At 68.7% G+C, this 17525-nt stretch carries 15 protein-coding genes and 1 pseudogene; 10 read left to right on the top strand and 6 right to left on the bottom strand.

What is annotated here, in order from left to right; genetic code table 11:
• Positions 1-353 precede the first annotated feature (353 nt).
• The 4 genes from AC50X9_RS17175 to AC50X9_RS17160 form a co-directional block, all read right to left on the bottom strand.
• Complete coding sequence (locus tag AC50X9_RS17175) at positions 354-1157, bottom strand: amino acid ABC transporter ATP-binding protein (protein WP_494895424.1); 804 nt, start codon at positions 1155-1157, stop codon at positions 354-356.
• 11 nt (positions 1158-1168) lie between these two features.
• On the bottom strand, positions 1169-1960 hold the full coding sequence (locus AC50X9_RS17170) for an amino acid ABC transporter permease (protein WP_494895422.1): 792 nt from the start codon (positions 1958-1960) through the stop codon (positions 1169-1171).
• A gap of 94 nt (positions 1961-2054) precedes the next feature.
• Entirely contained in the window at positions 2055-2858 is an 804-nt protein-coding gene (locus AC50X9_RS17165; RefSeq protein ID WP_494895420.1) for an ABC transporter substrate-binding protein, read from the bottom strand.
• A 162-nt stretch (positions 2859-3020) separates the two neighbouring features.
• A complete protein-coding gene (locus AC50X9_RS17160; RefSeq protein ID WP_494895418.1) occupies positions 3021-4469 on the bottom strand; it encodes an isochorismate synthase in 1449 nt (482 codons plus the stop codon).
• A gap of 172 nt (positions 4470-4641) precedes the next feature.
• Between AC50X9_RS17160 and AC50X9_RS17155 the strand changes: the two genes are divergently transcribed.
• The 5 genes and pseudogenes from AC50X9_RS17155 (at position 4642) to AC50X9_RS17135 (ending at position 9392) form a co-directional block, all read left to right on the top strand.
• Positions 4642-5430: a demethylmenaquinone methyltransferase gene (locus AC50X9_RS17155; protein ID WP_494895416.1), complete on the top strand. Its 789-nt coding sequence runs from the start codon at positions 4642-4644 to the stop codon at positions 5428-5430.
• A 12-nt stretch (positions 5431-5442) separates the two neighbouring features.
• Positions 5443-6804 (top strand): geranylgeranyl reductase family protein, encoded by a 1362-nt coding sequence (locus tag AC50X9_RS17150; protein ID WP_494895415.1) that lies wholly within the window; start codon positions 5443-5445, stop codon positions 6802-6804.
• Positions 6801-7901 carry a polyprenyl synthetase family protein gene (locus AC50X9_RS17145; RefSeq protein ID WP_494895413.1) on the top strand — a complete coding sequence of 367 codons (1101 nt, stop codon included), beginning with the start codon at positions 6801-6803 and terminating at the stop codon, positions 7899-7901. The genes AC50X9_RS17150 and AC50X9_RS17145 overlap by 4 nt, the downstream gene beginning before the upstream one ends.
• 654 nt (positions 7902-8555) lie before the next feature.
• Positions 8556-8690: pseudogene (locus AC50X9_RS17140) on the top strand (type IV toxin-antitoxin system AbiEi family antitoxin domain-containing protein); the annotation flags it as partial.
• Between the two features lie 204 nt (positions 8691-8894).
• On the top strand, positions 8895-9392 hold the full coding sequence (locus AC50X9_RS17135; protein WP_494895530.1) for an endonuclease domain-containing protein: 498 nt from the start codon (positions 8895-8897) through the stop codon (positions 9390-9392).
• 836 nt (positions 9393-10228) lie between these two features.
• Here AC50X9_RS17135 and AC50X9_RS17130 read toward each other — a convergent pair.
• Positions 10229-10657: a hypothetical protein gene (locus AC50X9_RS17130; protein WP_494895411.1), complete on the bottom strand. Its 429-nt coding sequence runs from the start codon at positions 10655-10657 to the stop codon at positions 10229-10231.
• Between the two features lie 14 nt (positions 10658-10671).
• Complete coding sequence (locus AC50X9_RS17125) at positions 10672-11343, bottom strand: trimeric intracellular cation channel family protein (protein WP_494895409.1); 672 nt, start codon at positions 11341-11343, stop codon at positions 10672-10674.
• A 61-nt stretch (positions 11344-11404) separates the two neighbouring features.
• Here AC50X9_RS17125 and AC50X9_RS17120 point away from each other — a divergent pair, with 61 nt between their 5' ends.
• From AC50X9_RS17120 to AC50X9_RS17100, 5 genes are all read left to right on the top strand, one after another.
• On the top strand, positions 11405-12139 hold the full coding sequence (locus tag AC50X9_RS17120; RefSeq protein ID WP_494895407.1) for a sirohydrochlorin chelatase: 735 nt from the start codon (positions 11405-11407) through the stop codon (positions 12137-12139).
• 225 nt (positions 12140-12364) lie between these two features.
• Complete coding sequence (locus AC50X9_RS17115) at positions 12365-14113, top strand: nitrite/sulfite reductase (RefSeq protein WP_494895405.1); 1749 nt, start codon at positions 12365-12367, stop codon at positions 14111-14113.
• Positions 14110-14826: a phosphoadenylyl-sulfate reductase gene (locus tag AC50X9_RS17110; protein WP_494895399.1), complete on the top strand. Its 717-nt coding sequence runs from the start codon at positions 14110-14112 to the stop codon at positions 14824-14826. The genes AC50X9_RS17115 and AC50X9_RS17110 overlap by 4 nt, the downstream gene beginning before the upstream one ends.
• Positions 14823-15878, top strand: coding sequence for a sulfate adenylyltransferase subunit CysD (gene cysD / locus AC50X9_RS17105; RefSeq protein ID WP_494895397.1), 1056 nt, complete (start codon positions 14823-14825; stop codon positions 15876-15878). Before AC50X9_RS17110 ends, cysD begins: the two co-directional genes overlap by 4 nt.
• Entirely contained in the window at positions 15878-17326 is a 1449-nt protein-coding gene (locus AC50X9_RS17100) for a sulfate adenylyltransferase subunit 1 (protein WP_494895395.1), read from the top strand. The genes cysD and AC50X9_RS17100 overlap by 1 nt, the downstream gene beginning before the upstream one ends.
• The last annotated feature ends 199 nt before the right edge of the window (positions 17327-17525 follow it).

Genomic DNA, 17525 nt, shown 5'->3' with positions numbered 1-17525 from the left:
CCGCGCAGGCAGCACCTCGGGAGTGCTCCGACGCGTTGCGGCGGCGGGCGCCCAGGGCCTACTCCGTGATGTCGATGTGGGTCGGGTCGAGAACGCGGCGGAGGAGTTCCCTGGTGCGGGCGTACCCGCCGTCGTGGACGTTCGATCCGGTGGCAGCGACGCGCAGTCCAGCTCATGACGCGCAAAAGCCCCGGCGCTGCCGAATTCCGGTAGCGCCAGGGCTTTTGCGCGTCGCCAGGCGAAATGCGCCGCGCAGGCAGCACCTCGGGAGTGCTCCGACGCGTCGCGCCAGGGCTTTTCCGCGTCGCCGGGTGTGATCCGCCGCGCGGAAATCGCACGGCGCGCCCAGGGGCCTACTCCGTGATGTCGATGTGGGTCGGGTCGAGCACGCGGCGGAGGAATTCCTTGGTGCGGGCGTGGACGGGGGCGCTGATGACCCGTTCGGCGACGCCTTCCTCCACGACCACGCCGCCATCCATGAACACGACCCGGTCGGCGACTTCGCGGGCGAAGCCCATCTCGTGGGTCACGACCAGCATGGTCATGCCTTCGCGGGCCAGGTTCCGCATCACGGACAGGACATCGCCCACCGTCTCCGGGTCCAGCGCCGACGTGGGCTCATCGAAGAGCATCAGCTCGGGGTCCATGCTCAGCGCCCGGGCAATGGCCACGCGCTGCTGCTGCCCGCCGGAGAGCTCGTCCGGGAAACGGTCGGCGAGGTGTCCCAGGCCGACCCGCTCGAGGTTCTTCATGGCGGCCGCCGAGGCGTCGGCCTGGCTGCGCTTGAGCACCTTGGTCTGCGCGATCGTGCAGTTCTGCAGCGCGCTGAGGTGCGGAAAGAGGTTGAACTGCTGGAAGACCATACCCACCTTGCGGCGCATCTTGTCGATGTCCACATCCGGGTCGGTGGATTCGAAACCGCCCACGTGGATCGTGCCCTGGTTCGGCTGTTCGAGCAGGTTCACGCAGCGCAGGAGGGTGGATTTTCCCGAGCCCGAGGGCCCGATCAGGCACACCACCTCGCCGGGGGCAACCTCAAGATCGATCCCCTTGAGGACCTCGTTGGAGCCGTAGGACTTCCGCAGGTCCTTGATGGAGACTCCGGCGGCGTGGACGGCACCGCTGCGGCCGGGGGCGTTCTGTTCGACGTCGTTCATGACTGTCCTGCCTATCGCTTCGTCCGCGCGGAGCGGCTTTCGAACTTCCGGGCCAGGAGGCTCAGCGGAATGGTGATCACCAGGTAGAAGGCGCCGGCGACCAGGAGCGGGGTCAGGCCTGCGCCCAGGCTGGAGATGCCGTCGCGGCCGAACTTCGTGAGCTCGTACTGCGATGCGGTCAGGCCCAGCACGTAGATCAGCGAGGAGTCCTTGGTCAGCAGGATGACCTCGTTGGTCAGCGGCGGCAGCACGATCCGGAAGGCCTGCGGGATGACGATCGAGACCATGGCCCGCCACTGCGGCATGCCCAGCGACCGGGCGGCTTCGAGCTGGCCCTTCGGCACCGCCTGCAGGCCGGCGCGCAGCGTTTCGGCGATGTAGGCCGCAGCGACCATGCCGAGTGAGACCATGACCACCACGGTCACGTTCCAGGAGACACCGAAGGCCAGCGGCACGCCGTAGCCGAACGCGATGAACACCAGCAGCGCTGGGATGCCGCGGAAGAACTCGATGTAACCGGTGGCCAGCCAGCGGTACAGCGGGAACGAGGAGAGCTTCATCAGGGCCAGCAGCAGACCCCCGGACAGGCCCACGATGAAGCCCAGGGCGGTGTAGATCAGGGTGTTCTTCAGGCCCACCAGGAAGATGTCCGGGAACATCGGCCCGATCTTGGCGAAGTTGAAGACGCTGGTGCCGATGGTCTTCCAGTCCGTGGCCAGGATCAGGGCAGCCAGGGCCACCACGAAGATTCCGGCCTGGATGTACAGGCTGACTCTGGCTCGTTGACGTGCGGTCATTGCCATGCTGTTCTCACATTCGGTTTGCGCAGTTGAGGCCCCGTACGGACTGTCATCCAGCGGTACGGGGCCTCGACTGTTGCGGACTCAGGCCGGGGCGTTACTTGGTGGCTTCGCCGAACCAGGTGGTCTCGAATTTCTTCAGGGACCCGTCGTCGGTCAGGCGCTTGAGCGTGCCGTTGATCTGGGTGGCCATGGCCGTGTTGCCCTTCTTGATGGAGATGCCGAGCTTCTCGCCGGTGGTGTAGTCCTCCACGCGCTTGAACTTGGGGTCGTCCTTGATGGCGTAGCCGAGGACGGACTGGTTGCCCAGGGCGGCGTCGATGGTGCCGGCCTGCAGGGCCTGGACCAGGAGTCCGGAATCCTCGAACTGCTGGGCGTCGAGGCCCTTCTCGGCGGCATACTTGGCGCCGGTGGTGGCCTGCTGGACGCCGACCTTCTTGCCCTTGGCGCCGTCGACGTTCGTGATCCCGGAAGCCGCGGTGGCGACCAGGGTCAGGTCATCGTCCATGTACGGGCTGGAGAAGTCCATGACGGCCTTGCGGGTGTCCGTGATGGAGACCGAGGAGATGGAGACGTCGCACTGGGTCAGGGCGGTACCGGTCTCGATGGCCTCGAAGGAGCTGTCGACGACGCTGAGCTCGGCCTTCAGGTCCTTGGCCACCTCGGCGGCGATGTCCATGTCGAAGCCGACGATCTTGCCGTCCTTCTGGAATTCGAACGGCTCGTAGGGCACGTCCGAGCAGACGGTCAGCTTGCCGGCGTTGATGAGCTGCACGCCGCCTTCGGAGGAGGCTGCGGGGGTGGAGCTGCCGCCGCAGGCCGTGAGCGTGAGGGCGCCGACGGCGAGGAGGGCGACTGCCTTGGCGGCCACCTTTGCCGTGGCGAGGGACTTGAGCTGCATGGTTTCTTACCTCTTGTTGCGGGAGAGACGTGACTTAGTCGGCTTATAGTGTAACGCCGAAAACGAGATGTGCATCACAGGAAACTTAGTTTTACCATTGGATAACTACCGATGACCCTAGCGCAAGCCCCAATCCGGGCGCGGTGTCTGCTATTCCGGACTCTAGCTGCTGATGCCCAGCGACTCCAGCATCGGACGGAACTTCGCCCAGGTTTCCGCGAGTTCGGCTTCCGGCACGGAGCCCTCGACGACGCCGCAGCCCGCGTAGAGCCGCACGGTGGTGGGGGACTCGATGACGGCGCCGCGCAGCGCGATGCCCCATTCCCCGTTGCCGGCCGCGTCGAGCCAGCCGACCGGTCCGGCGTAGGGGCCGCGGTCCAGGTGCTCGAGCTTGCGGATCAGCGCGCCCGCCACGGTGGTGGGGGTTCCGCAGACCGCCGCCGTCGGGTGCAGGGCGTTGATCAGGGCGAGGCTGGTGGGGACATGTCCCTCCACCTCGGCCAGCTCCGCCTTCACGTCCGAGGCGAGGTGCCAGACGTTGGGCAGCTCCAGGATGAAGGGTTCGCTGTGCGCGTTCATCGCTTCGGAAAACGGGGCCAGCTGGGTGGTCAGCGACTGGATGGCGATGTCGTGTTCGTGCCGCTGCTTCTCGGATCCGGCGAGCACGCGCTCGGCGAACTCCAGCGGCGAGCCGGCCATGCCGTCGGCGTCGCGGCGGTCCAGGGTGCCGGCCAGGACGCGGGCCTGCGCGGTGCGGCCCTCCACCTGGATCAGCATCTCGGGTGTGGCGCCGACCAGCCCGTCGACCCCGTAGGTCCAGCATTCGCGGTAGCGGACGGCGAGCTGGCGCAGGATCTCGGCGGCGTTCACCCCGGCCGGGACGGTGGCGACGATGTCGCGGGCCAGCACCAGCTTCTCGAGCGCGCCGGTGCGGATCTCGGCCACCCCCGCGGCCACGGCGGCCTTCCAATCTTCCTCGCTCAGCGAGCCGGTGTGCAGCGTCGCGCCGGCAGCCAGGGTCAACGGGCGCACGACGGCGGCGCCGGCCCGGGTGCGTGTGGCGGCTGGAGTGCCGTGCCCGGCGGAGCTGCCGACCAGCGACGCCTCCCGCGCCGCGGCAGCGGTCTCGGTCTCGCCCGGGTCTGATTCAGGTGCCGGGTCCGCTCCGCGCCCGGCGCCGGGTGTCCCGAGCCAGCGGTCCAGCGCGGCGCGGGCGCCCGCTTCGGTGAGGTCGCCGTCGTCGAACGTCAACTGGGTGAGCCAGCCCTTGCCGTCCCGCAGTCCCACGACGATTTCGGGCACGATCAGCCGCGATTCGTGGGCGGAGGCTTTGGAGAAGGCGAACGAGCCGAACGCGACGGGGCCGGTGCCGGGGCACTCCACGGCGTCCTCGATCTCGGCCTCGAGGACGAGGTGGCGCCACCAGATGTCCGCCTCGAGGAACCGGTCGGGCCCGGTGGCGGTGAAGCGGGCCACTTCGCCGAAGCCGACCAGGCCGGCTTCGCGGCGGGTCCAGCAGAGCAGGTCGTCCCGGACCAGAAACGACGGCAGCCCCCCGGGGAATGATTCGGCATCGAGGGGGACTGTCAGGGTACGGAACGTGCTCGTCATAGTGAGACCACACTACTCCCGGACCGCCGGAGGCCCCGCTCAGGGCGCGGGCGGGTCCGGCTCAGGCCCGGCGCCGGCCCTGCTCAGGCCCGGCGCCAGCCCCGCTCAGGGCACGGTTGGGCGTGTTGGGGCCCAGTTAGGGCGTGTGCTGATCATTTGAGACAATGTCAGGGTGAACCGAGCATCCTTGGATAAGCGTCCGGACGAAGTAGCCACGATGTTTGACGACGTCGCCCCCAAATACGACGTCGTCAACGATGTCCTGTCGATGGGGCAGACCCGTCGGTGGCGCAAGGTCGTCGTCGAAGCCATGGATGTGTCGGCGGGGCAGTGGGTGCTCGACCTCGCCGCCGGCACCGGCACCTCCAGCGAACCGTATGCCGACGCCGGCATCGAGGTGATCGCGTGCGACTTTTCGCTGGGCATGCTCAAGGTCGGCAAGCGCCGCCGCCCCGACATCGACTTCATCGCCGGTGACGCCACGCGCCTGCCCTTCGCGGACAACACCTTTGATGCCAGCACCATCTCCTTCGGCCTGCGCAACGTCAACGAGCCGAAGAAGGCCCTGGCCGAGATGCTCCGGGTCACGAAGCCGGGCGGCAAGCTCGTCATTGCCGAGTTCTCCCAGCCCGTGGTGCCGCTGTGGCGCACCATGTACACCGAATACCTGATGCGCGCGCTGCCCGCGATCGCCGTCAAGGTCTCCTCCAACCCGGATGCCTACGTCTACCTCGCCGAGTCCATCCGCGCCTGGCCGGACCAGGACCACCTCGCGGCCTGGCTGCAGGAAGCCGGCTGGGACGACGTCTCCTACCGCAACCTCAGCGGCGGGATTGTCGCCGTGCACCGCGCGGTCAAGCCGGGCGCTGCCGCGGGCCCGTCCGCGTCCGCCGCGGCGCTGGCCGCCCACACCGGACCGGTGGCGAAGCTGCGACGCAACATCACTCGGCCCGCGCGTTAGCCCACCGACGCTGTGAACGTACTGATCGTCGGCGCAGGTCCGGCCGGATCCACTGCCGCCTACTACCTCGCCCGGGCCGGCATCGACGTGACGGTGCTGGAGAAGACCAGCTTCCCGCGTGAAAAGGTCTGCGGCGACGGCCTCACGCCGCGGGCGGTCCGCGAGATCCAGAAGCTTGGCCTGCCGCACCCCGAAGCCGACGGCTGGCGCCGCAACAAGGGCCTGCGCCTGCTCGCCGGCGGCCGCAGCATCGAACTTCCCTGGCCCGAGGTCTCCGACTTCCCGCAGTACGGGCTGATCCGGACCCGGCTCGGTTTCGACGAGGAACTGGCCCGGCACGCCCAGTCCGCGGGCGCCGTCGTGCTGGAACGCCACAGCGTCACGCAGGCACTGCGCGACGACGCCGGCCGCGTCACCGGCGTCCGCGCCGCGCTGCTCGACGAGTCCGGACGCAAGACGGGGGAGACTCGCGACTTCAGCGCCGACGTCGTGCTCGCCGCGGACGGAAACTCCAGCCGTACCGCCGTGTCGCTCGGCATGCAGAAGCGCGACGACCGGCCGCTCGGCGTCGCCGTCCGCACCTACTTCACGAGCCCGCGGCACGACGACGACTGGATGGAAGGCTGGCTGGAGCTCCCCGGCCGCGACGGCAAGCTGCTGCCCGGCTACGGCTGGGTGTTCGGCGTCGGCGACGGCACCTCCAACGTGGGCCTGGGCATCCTGAACTCGTCCAAGGAATTCGGCAAGCTCGACTACAAGCAGGTCCTGCGCGAATGGACCGCCGGGATGCCCGCGGACTGGGGCTTCACCCCGGAAAACCAGGTCGGCGAGATCCGCGGCGCCGCGCTGCCGATGGGCTTCAACCGCACCCCGCACTACTCACCGGGGCTGCTGCTGCTGGGCGACGCCGGCGGCATGGTCTCGCCGTTCAACGGCGAGGGCATCTCCTACGCCATGGAGTCCGCCCGGTTCGCGGCCGAGTTCATCATCGACGGCGCCGCCCGCTCGGCGTCGGCCGGGTGGGGGACCGGGACGGAAGCCTCCCGGGCCGCCGACGCGCACCTCGCGCGGTACGCGGACTACGTGCGGGACCAGTGGGGGTCGCACTTCACCCTGGGCCGGGCCTTCGCTGCCCTGATCGGCAAGCCGGCCGTGATGAAACTGGCGCTCCGGACGGGCATGCCCATTCCTGTGCTGATGCGGTTCGTGGTGCGGCTGCTGGCCAACCTCACCGATCCCGCGGCCAAAGGCTTCGAGGACCGGGTGATCCGGCTGCTGGAATCGCTGGTCCCGGCGACGTCCAACACCGGAGGCTCTCCGCAGTCCGGCACCAACTCCGCGGTTTCCGCAACAGAAGTTAGGGTTAACCCGTGACCAACTCTGCAGACCACAGCTGGACGCACGCCGGACACGGCCTGCCGAGCTCTGAGCCCGACCTCAACACCACCGCGATCGCCACCGGATTGCAGCTGCCGGCCGGCTTCGCCGCGATCGCCGGCGACCCCGAGCTGGGGCCTGCGATCACCACCAACCTGGCCCGCGTGGAGAAGAAGCTGCGCGAGGCCATCGCCAACTCCGATCCGCTGGCTGACGCGACGTCGCGCCACCTAGTGGAAGCCGGCGGCAAGCGCATCCGGCCGCTGCTGACACTGCTCTGCGCCCACCTGGGCGACGCCGCCCGGCCCGCCGTCGTGCAGGCCGCCGTCGTGGTCGAACTGACGCACCTGGCGACGCTGTACCACGACGACGTGATGGATTCCGCGCCGTTCCGCCGCGGTGCCCCCACGGCGCACGAGATCTGGGGCAACTCCGTTGCCGTCCTGACCGGCGACCTGATCTTTGCCCGCGCGTCCATCCTGGTCTCCGAACTGGGTTCCCGCGCGCTCGGCATCCAGGCGCGCACCTTTGAGCGGCTGTGCCTGGGCCAGCTGCACGAGACCGTGGGCCCGCGTCCGGACGAGGACCCGGTGGAGCACTACCTCTCGGTCATCTCGGACAAGACCGGCTCGCTGGTGGCGGCCTCCGGGCAGCTCGGCGCGATCTTCTCCGGCGCCGATGAAAGCTACGAGCCGATGCTGGTCGAGTATGGCGAAAAGGTGGGCGTGGCCTTCCAGCTCGCCGACGACGTCATCGATGTCACCGGCGTCAAGGTCAAGTCCGGCAAGTCCCCGGGCACCGACCTGCGCGAAGGCGTGCCGACGCTGCCGGTGCTGTTGCTGCGCAAGCGGGCCGACGACGGCGACCAGTCCGCCATCGAACTCCTGAAGCTCATCGACGGGGACCTCAGCTCCGACGACGCCCTCGCCGCCGCCGTCGCCGGCCTCCGGGAACACCCCGTGACGGCGGAATCCTGGGTGGTGGCCCGGGCCTGGGCCAACGAAGCGATTGCCGCGCTCGCGCCGCTGCCCGCTGGTGTCGTCAAGGATTCGCTGACCAACTTCGCGCTGGCCGTGGTGGACCGCGCCAGCTGATTCTTCTGGGGTGGGCGGCCCGCTGGGCTGCCGCTCGTGGGGTGCTGGCTCGTTCGGCGGTGCTGCATCCCGTAAGATTCCCCGTTTTTTGGGCCGTGCTGCCTCCGTAGGGTCCCCGTCTTAAACGGAATGGCCCCGGTTCTTCATAACGTTCCGAGTCATCCGTTGTGTCGAACCGGGGCCATTTCTCCGTTCGCATCAGGTCCACCGGAGGCATTTAGTGAACCCATGAACGAGACTATGACAGAAGTGTCACGCTGTCTAGCCTCTGTGTAAATTGGCTGTCACAGAACTCGTAGCCTGAGGCTGACCGCCCTCCGGGGGCACTTTGGGCGTCCTTAAGTTGGCTCGAAGGTCTGCGCTGCGGCGTGTCCGTGTCCAAGGTGCCCCCGGCCGCCCCTCGGGTTGCCTGGCCGCTCCGCGGGTTGCCTGGCCATGTGCCAGTGCTCGGCTTCGATGTGGGGCGGCCACGGCGGACGTGGACTCGGCGTGCGCGGTGCGGGGGCACTTCGCCGCGGATTAGGCAGTTCTCCCGGCTGCGCGGCGGCGTGTTCCAGTCAAAGTGCCCCTCGGGCGCACCATCGTTTGGAGAAGTTATCCACATAGCCCAGCTGGGGCAGGCTCGACGGACCGCCAGCGCGGCAAATTGGCGGAATGAACATAGCCACCTATCTCAGTTCACGGGGCGGAACGGCAAGCACGGCTGATTTGGGCCGGGCTGGACTCAGCCGCCACGGGCTATCCACTGCCGTGGCGGACGGCACTATCGTGAGGATCCGACGCGGGCTTTACGGACTACCGCAGGATTCAAGCGTGCACCGGGCCGCGCGCGAGCTGAAGGGGTTGGTCACCTGCCTGTCGGCCGCACCGGACTACGGTTTGTGGACGTTGGTACCGGCCCGGCGCTTGCATCTTTGCGTTGGGCATCGGGCGGCGCCGTATGGTTCGGTGTCACACGGCCGCTGCCGGCACCCACGGCACCCGTGGCTACCCGTGGCCGGACTCGCCGACGTCCTGATCCACGCACTTCACTGTCTGCCGGAGCTGGACGCTCTTGTCATGGTCCAGTGTGCCGTGGGGCGGGGTGACATCAGTCTGGCGTTCCTCCGCGGGAAGCTCGGAGGCAATCGCAACGCGCGAGCCAGGTCAGTGCTGGACCTGGTCATTCCACGGGCCGATTCGCTGCTTGAAGTTTTGGCCAACACCACCTTCCGCCGGGCCGGGCTGCATGTGCAGCGGCACGTGGAGATCCCCGGGGTTGGGGAGGTGGACTTTCTCATTGAGGACTGCCTCATTGTGGAGACCGATGGCGAATCGCATCTGGAACCGCGCCAGGTGAAGAAGGACCGAGGGCGGAACAACGCGAGCGTCGTCGCAGGTTACCTGGTTCTCAGGTTCGGCTACGACCTGGTCGTCCACCACCCCGAGCGGATGATGGCCCAGGTTCTCGCGGTGCTGGAGCAGCGGCGCCATGGTGCGTTCCACCCGTGACGGGCGCCTAGCGGTGGCCGACCGGGGCTACTTTGAGGCCGCAGTTGGTGCTTTTCCGGTCAGGAAGCGGCGTGTCCCTGGCCAATGTGCCCTCCCACTGCAGCAGCCACGGACCGCATAGCGCCAGGCCGTGATGCGTTGAACCACCCAGCGCCCTACCGCGAAGCCTTGCCACCCAGCGCCCTGCCGTGAAGCCTTGGGCGGGCCAACCACGCAGTGAGGCCTCACCCAACGCCCTGCCGCGAAGCATTTGGGCGGGCAAGCCACGCAGTGAAGCCTCGGACCATCGGGTACCCTACGGGCGCAGCAGGGGGTGAGGCGATGGCCGGGCTGGAACTGTTTCCTCCTGGTGAGTCCAGTCCATGAAGGGCGGGTCGCGGCGGCCGTCCGGGGCTACTTTGAGGCGTCAGCAGAGGGATTTTCGGACCTGGAAACGGCCTGTCTGGGTCAAAGTGCCCGCGGTCCGCAGGGGCCTTGGGCCATCGGGAACCCTGCGGGCGCACCAGGGGGTGAGGGGATGGTTGGGCTGGAACTGTTGACCCCCGGTGAGTTCAGTCAATGAAGGGTGGGTCGCGAAGGCCGCCCGGGGCTACTTTGAGGCCTCAGCAGGCGATTTTTGGGCCAGCAAGCGGCGTGTCCGGCCAAAGTGGCCCCGGACCGGCCAAGCTCCACTCCGCGGTGCCCGGACCGCCGAAGCCCGGGCAAAGTGGCCCCGGACCGGCCAAGCTCCACTCCGCGGTGCCCGGACCGCCGAAGCCCGGGCAAAGTGCCCCCGGACCGCCGAAGCCCGGGCAAAGTGGCCCCGGACCGCCGAGCGCCTGTAGGCCGAGCCGGTCTTAGTCCTCGTCCTCGTCGTTGAAGGCCCACTCGAACATGTCGAAGACGAACTCGGAGAAGGTCCCCTCTTCGCTCTTCCACTGGCCGCGGGCGTTGTTGCGCCGGTACACGATCGGGTCCGGGACGCTGAGGTCGCCGACCCGGAATCCCCAGGTGAACTGTTCTTCCTCGTCCTCGAGGAACATCAGGAAGCCTTCGTCATCAACTTCGAGCTCTTCGGGGTCCCAGAAGTAGTGGTACGCCTCCATGATGTCCTCGCAGCCGCCGACCGCGAGGTAGAACTCCCGCAGTACCAGCGGCACCTGGAACTGGTGCTCGGCGAGGGCCGCATCCAGCTCGTCCGTCGGGAGGCCATCCTCTTCCTGCCATTCGTCTTCGAGATACTTCGGAACAAGCGCGCGGAACTTCTCGAGGAACATGTCAGTCATGGTTCACATCCTAGCTAATTCTTAGCCCCGCCATCCGCAGGGCCCAGGCCGAGACGGTGCCAGCCGCGGACCGCCAGCGGAACGTGCCAGTGACGCCGCCAGGCCGTGACCCGTAAGGCGAAAACGAGGGCGGCTACGGCACCCGCGGTCACCACGCTGAACAAGCCGGTGAGGGACAGGCTGACGGTCAGGACTGCCCCCGCAAAGGCCGGCAGCGCGTAGAGGTCCTTCGGATCGAACAGCTGCGGCACCTCATTGGCGGTGATGTCGCGCAGCAGCCCGCCGCCCACCGCCGTCGCGACCCCGAGGAGCGCCGCCGCGACCGGGTTCATCCCCGCGGACAGGGCCTTGAGCGTGCCGGTGATGCAGAAGAGGGCCAGGCCGCCGGCGTCGAACAGGACCAGCAGCGAGGTGTAGCGCTGGACGCTGGAGAACAGGAAGTACACCAGCACCGTGGCGAGCAGCGGCGGTGCCAGATAGGCCGGGTTGGTGAAGGCCGCGGGCGGGCCCTCGTTGAGGATGATGTCGCGGATGACGCCGCCGCCCAGGCTCACCACCGAGGCCAGCAGCAAGGAGCCGATGATGTCGAACTGCTTCCGGGCCGCGAGCAGGGACCCGGAAACCGCGAAGAAGAAGACGCCCGCCAGGTCCAGCCAGACCAGGACAACGCTGAAGGAAAAAGTCATGGAGGGTCCCGGTCGGATCTCTAGGCGCGGATGGGGCGGGTCCAAGGTTACGCTAACGGCTATGAATAGCCCCATCCTGATCGCCTGCGCCCACGGCACCTCCAGCGCCGCGGGTGCCGCCGAAGTCAACGCCCTCCGCGACGGGATCGCGGCGCTGCGGCCGGGCCTCGACGTCCGCGAGGCCTACGTCGACGTCCAGGAACCCGAGCTGCCGGCTGTTGTGGCGGACCTGCCAGCGGGGGAGACCGCCGTGGTGGTGCCGCTGCTGCTCAGCGTCGGGTACCACGTGAAGGTGGACATCGCGCGGGCCGTCAGGAGCCGGCCGGACACCCGGGCCGCAGCTCCGCTGGGACCCGATCCGCGGCTCGCGGCGCTGCTGGACCAGCGGCTCCGGGAGTCCGGCGTGACCGACAACGACGCCGTCATCCTCGCCGCTGCCGGTTCCTCCGACCCCACCGCCGCGCAGAACGTCGAGGAACTCGCCGGCCAGCTCCGCGCCCTGCGTTCCAACCGGATTGTGGCCGCGTACGGCGCGTCCGCGAAGCCGTCGGTGCCCGAGGCCGTGGCCATGCTCCGCGAGGAGGCCGCCGGCGGCGCGGGTGCGGGGGAGTCGGCCGGGGCGGTGGATCTGGGTGGCCGCGTGGTCATCGCCGCCTATTTGTTGGCGCCGGGCTTTTTCCACGACCAGCTGGGCAAAGCCGGCGCGGACCTCGTCACCGCGGCGCTGCTGCCGTCGCCGGTGCTCGCCGAAATCGCGCTGGAACGCTACGACGCCGCCCTCGCGGCCGGCGCGTAAGCCAAGGCCCGCCGGCCGACGTCGAACGCCGGCGCCGGACCCACCCCTGACGCCCCCGGCCATGCACACGAACCCAGCTATTTCAAGGCCCGCCGGGCCCCCAGCCATGCACAGGAGCTCCGCCACTTCAAGGCTCGCCGATGCTTCGTGACGATTTGTTGCCCTAGGTGACCCCGCGTTTCCGGACCTTTGTGACGGCATTACGGCCCGCCCTAAAGTCGATCCATGACTGATACAGCTCTAGCCGGAGCGTCTGCGGACCAGGCTGCCCCAGGCCGTACGAAGCGCCCCACCAACCGCCCCGCCGCAAAGCCGCACGGGCAGTGGAAAGTGGACGGCACCGCGCCGCTGAACGCCAACGAAACCTGGAAGCAGGAAGACAACGGCCTCAACGTCCGGGAGCGTATCGAGTCCGTCTATGCCAAGCACGGCTTCGACTCGATCGACGGCACCGACCTGCACGGCCGTTTCCGCTGGTGGGGTCTCTACACCCAGCGCAAGCCCGGGATCGACGGCGGCAAGACCGCCACGCTTGAGCCGCACGAGCTCGAGGACAAGTACTTTATGCTCCGCGTCCGGATCGACGGCGGCGCCCTCACCACCGAGCAGCTGCGCGTCATCGGGCAGATCTCGGTCGATTTCGGCCGCGACTCGGCCGACCTCACCGACCGGCAGAACATCCAGCTGCACTGGATCCGGGTCGAGGACGTGCCGGAAATCTGGCGCCGCCTCGAGTCGGTGGACCTGTCCACCACGGAGGCCTGCGGCGACGTCCCGCGCGTCATCCTCGGATCCCCGGTCGCCGGGATCGCCAGGGACGAGATCATCGACCCGACGCCGCTGATCCAGGAACTCGCGGAACGCTTCATCGGCGACCCGGAGCTGGCCAACCTGCCGCGCAAATTCAAGACCGCCATCACCGGCCACCCCAGCCAGGACGTGGTGCACGAAATCAACGACGTCGCCCTGGTGGGCCTGGTCCACCCGGAACTCGGCATCGGCTACGACCTCTGGGTCGGCGGCGCGCTGTCCACCAACCCGATGCTCGGCAAGCGCCTCGGCGCCTTCGTCCGTCCCGACCAGGCCGCCGACGTCTGGCTCGGCGTCACCAGCATCTTCCGCGACTACGGCTACCGGCGCATGCGCACCAAGGCCCGGCTGAAGTTCCTGCTGGCCGACTGGGGCCCGGTGAAGTTCCGCCAGGTCCTCGAGGACGAATACCTCGGCTACAAACTCGACGACGGCCCGGCCGCGCCCAAGCCCTCCACCCCGGGCGACCACATCGGCGTGCACGAGCAGAAGGACGGCAAGTTCTTCATCGGCGCCACCCCGCTGGCCGGCCGCCTCTCCGGCGGCCAGCTCGTGAAGCTCGCGGACACCCTGGAGGCCCGCGGCTCGCAGCGGCTGCGCACCACCCCGCACCAGAAGCTCGTCGTCCTCGACGTGCCCAGGGACCAGGTGGAACCGCTGGTCGCCGAACTCGACGCCCTGGGCCTCTCCGCCCGGCCGTCCGTGTTCCGCCGCGGCACCATCGCCTGCACCGGGATCGAATACTGCAAGCTCGCGATCGTCGAAACCAAGCTCACGGCCGCCACCGCCGTCGCCGAACTGGAACGCCGCCTCGCCGACCTGGTCGAGACCGGGCAGCTCCCGCAGGCGCTGTCGCTGCACATCAACGGCTGCCCCAACTCCTGCGCCAGGATCCAGACCGCGGACATCGGCCTCAAGGGCATGATGCTGCCCACGCCCGACGGCGACCCCACCCCGGGTTTCCAGGTCCACCTCGGCGGCGGGCTGGCTTCCAATAGCCGCGAGGAAGCGGGCCTCGGACGCACCGTCCGCGGCCTCAAGGTCACGGCCGACGACCTGCCCAACTACGTCGAACGCGTGGTCCGGAAGTTCGTGGCCGACCACACCGAGGGCCAGACCTTCGCCGAGTGGGCCTTCGCCGCCGAAGAGGGTGACCTGCAGTGACCCGGACCCGAGACCTCCGCACCCACGACGAGCTCAAAGTCATCGCCGAAGCCGGCGCCGCCGAGCTCGGCTGGGACGCCCCGGCCCGCGAGGTGATCGCCTGGGTGGTGCGCAACTTCGAGCTGCCCGCCGTCGCCGTCGCCTGCTCCATGGCCGACGCCGTCCTTCCCGCGCTCGTCGCGGACCAGCTTCCCGGCGTCGACGTGCTCTTCCTTGAGACCGGCTACCACTTCCCGGAAACCCACACCACACGCAACGAGGTCGCCGCGAACCTGCATGTCAACGTTGTCGACGTGCTGCCGGAGAACACCGTGGAGCAGCAGGACCGGCTGCTCGGCAAGGACCTCTTCGCCCGCGACCCCGCCCAGTGCTGCGCGCTGCGCAAGGTGGCCCCGCTGCGCCGCACCCTCGCCGGCTACGAACTCTGGTTCACCGGCGTCCGCCGCGACGAAGCCCCCACCCGCACCAACACCCCGCTGGTCACCTGGGACGAGACCAACGGCCTGGTCAAGGTCAACCCGGTCGCGGCCTGGAGCTTCGACCAGCTGGTCCAGTACTCCGACGACAACCTCCTCCCGGTCAACCCGCTGCTTGCCCAGGGCTACCCGTCCATTGGCTGCCAGCCCTGCACCCGCAAGGTGGCGCCCGGCGACGATCCCCGCGCCGGACGCTGGGCAGGAACCGACAAGACAGAATGCGGACTACACGTATGAGCAATGTTGAGACTTCTGTGGCCGTCGACCCTGATGCCGCCCCCGCCCCTTCGCCGCGCGGCATCCGTCCTTCGGACGATGCGCGCGGCTCCGACAGGCCCGATGCCACTCCCTGGGCGGCATCGGGGTCGACGGCGGAGGCCCGCCTGAGTTCCCCGGCCCGCCTCTCTAGCCTGGACACCCTCGAGTCGGAGGCGATCCACATCATCCGCGAGGTAGTTGCCGAGTTCGAGAAGCCCGCGCTGCTGTTCTCCGGCGGCAAGGATTCCGTGGTGATGCTGCACCTGGCCACCAAGGCGTTCTGGCCGGGCAAGGTGCCGTTCCCGGTGCTGCACGTGGACACCGGGCACAACTTCCCCGAGGTCATCGAGTTCCGCGACCGGACCGTGGAGCGGCTGGGACTGAGGCTCGTCGTCGGCAGCGTCCAGGAGTTCATCGACTCCGGCGAGCTGGCCGAGCGCGCCGACGGCACCCGCAACCCGCTGCAGACGGTCCCGCTGCTGGACGCGATCCAGCGCAACAAGTTCGACGCCGTCTTCGGCGGCGGCCGCCGCGACGAGGACAAGGCCCGGGCCAAGGAACGGATCCTGAGCCTGCGCGACGAGTTCGGCCAGTGGGATCCGCGCAACCAGCGGCCCGAGCTGTGGAACCTCTACAACGGCCGGCACACCGTGGGCCAGCACGTCCGCGCGTTCCCGATCAGCAACTGGACCGAGCTCGACGTCTGGCGCTACATCGAACGCGAAAACATCGACCTGCCCGGCCTCTACTACGCCCACGACCGCGAGGTCTTCGCCCGCGACGGCATGTGGCGCGCGGTCGGCGAGGTCTCCCAGCCCCGCGACAACGAGCAGGTCATCACCAAGACTGTCCGCTACCGGACCGTCGGCGACATGTCCTGCACCGGCGCCGTGGAATCCGCCGCCGCCACCGTGCGCGACGTCGTGATCGAAGTTGCCGCCTCCACCATCACCGAACGTGGTGCCACCCGGGCGGACGACCGCATCTCCGAGGCCGCCATGGAAGACCGCAAGAAGGATGGCTATTTCTAATGAGCACTGACATCGACACCGCCCGCGCGGCTGCCCTGCTCGACGAGGCCCCCCTGGCGCACGCTTCCCTGTTCCGTTTCGCCACCGCCGGATCGGTCGACGACGGCAAGTCCACCCTGGTGGGCCGGCTGCTGCACGACTCCAAAGCGATCCTCGCCGACCAGCTCGACGCCGTCGCCCGCACCTCAGCGGACCGCGGCTTCGGCGGGTCCGGGGCCACCGGCACTCAAGCGATTGACCTCGCGCTGCTCACCGACGGCCTGCGCGCCGAGCGGGAACAGGGCATCACCATCGACGTCGCCTACCGCTACTTCGCCACGGACCGCCGCAGCTTCATCCTCGCGGACTGCCCCGGGCACGTGCAGTACACCAAGAACACGGTGACCGGCGCGTCCACCGCGGACGCCGTCGTCGTGCTCATCGACGCCCGCAAGGGTGTCCTCGAGCAGACCCGCCGGCACCTCTCCGTGCTGCAGCTGCTGCGGGTGGCCCACGTGATTGTCGCCGTAAACAAGATCGACCTGGTGGGCTTCAGCGAGGCCGTGTTCCGCGAAATCGAGGCCGACGTGCAGAAGGTCGGCCGCGAGCTCGGGCTCGGCCGTGACGATTCAAATACAGGCGGCATCGCTGATCTTTTCGTGATTCCGGTCTCCGCGCTCGACGGCGACAACGTCGTGGACCGCTCGGACCGGACGCCCTGGTATGACGGCCCGGCCCTGCTCGAGGTCCTCGAAACCCTGCCGGCCGCGGACGAACTCGAAAGCCACCTGGAGAGCTTCCGGTTCCCGGTCCAGCTCGTCATCCGGCCGCAGGGGGCGCTGGCTCCCGACGCCGTCGCCGCCGGGCTCGACGTCGACAGCTACCGCGACTACCGCGCCTACGCCGGCCAGATCACCGAAGGCTCGGTCAAACTGGGGGACAAGGTCAGCGTCCTCACCCCGGGCCAGGCGCCGCGCACCACCACGGTGACCGGCATCGACTTCGCCGGACGGCGGCTCACCGAAGCCGTGGCCCCGCAGTCCGTGGCGCTGCGCCTGGCGGACGAGTTTGACGTCGCGCGCGGCGACACGATCGCGGCCGCCGGGACGATCCGGGAAGCCTCCGCCGACCTGTACGCGGCGGTCTGCTGGCTCTCGCCGAAACCGCTCCGCGAGGGGGCCAAGGTGCTGGTCAAGCACGGCACCCGCACGGTCCAGGCCCTGGTCCGGAACGTGACGGGAAAGCTTGACCTGACCAACTTCCAGCTCGAGCCGACCTCCACGCTGGAGCTCAACGACATTGGACATGCCCAGCTGCGGCTCGCCGCGCCGCTGCCGCTGGAGAACTACCTGCACCACCGCCGCACCGGGGCGTTCCTCGTGATCGACCCGCAGGACGGCAACACCCTCGCCGGGGGCCTGGTCAACGACCACCCCGGCGACCACGAGGACGAGCGCTACTCGATCTAGGCCTACTCGATCTAGGCCTCCCTCACACCCTGACTGCCCTCCCCACTACCCTGACTGTCCGCGAGATCGCCGGATACGCTCGGGGGCGCCGTAAGTTTCCCTGTGTGTCAGGCTCTTGTGTGACAGGTTTGCTGTCGCCCGCGGCCTGGCGTGCGGGGCGGGGAAAGGTCCGTGATGGATTTTGTTATTCCTTCCCGTG

Source organism: Pseudarthrobacter sp. HLT1-3, from assembly GCF_059383535.1.
Note: the sequence above shows the minus strand (reverse complement) of the source record. Positions and strands in the feature narration are given on the sequence as shown.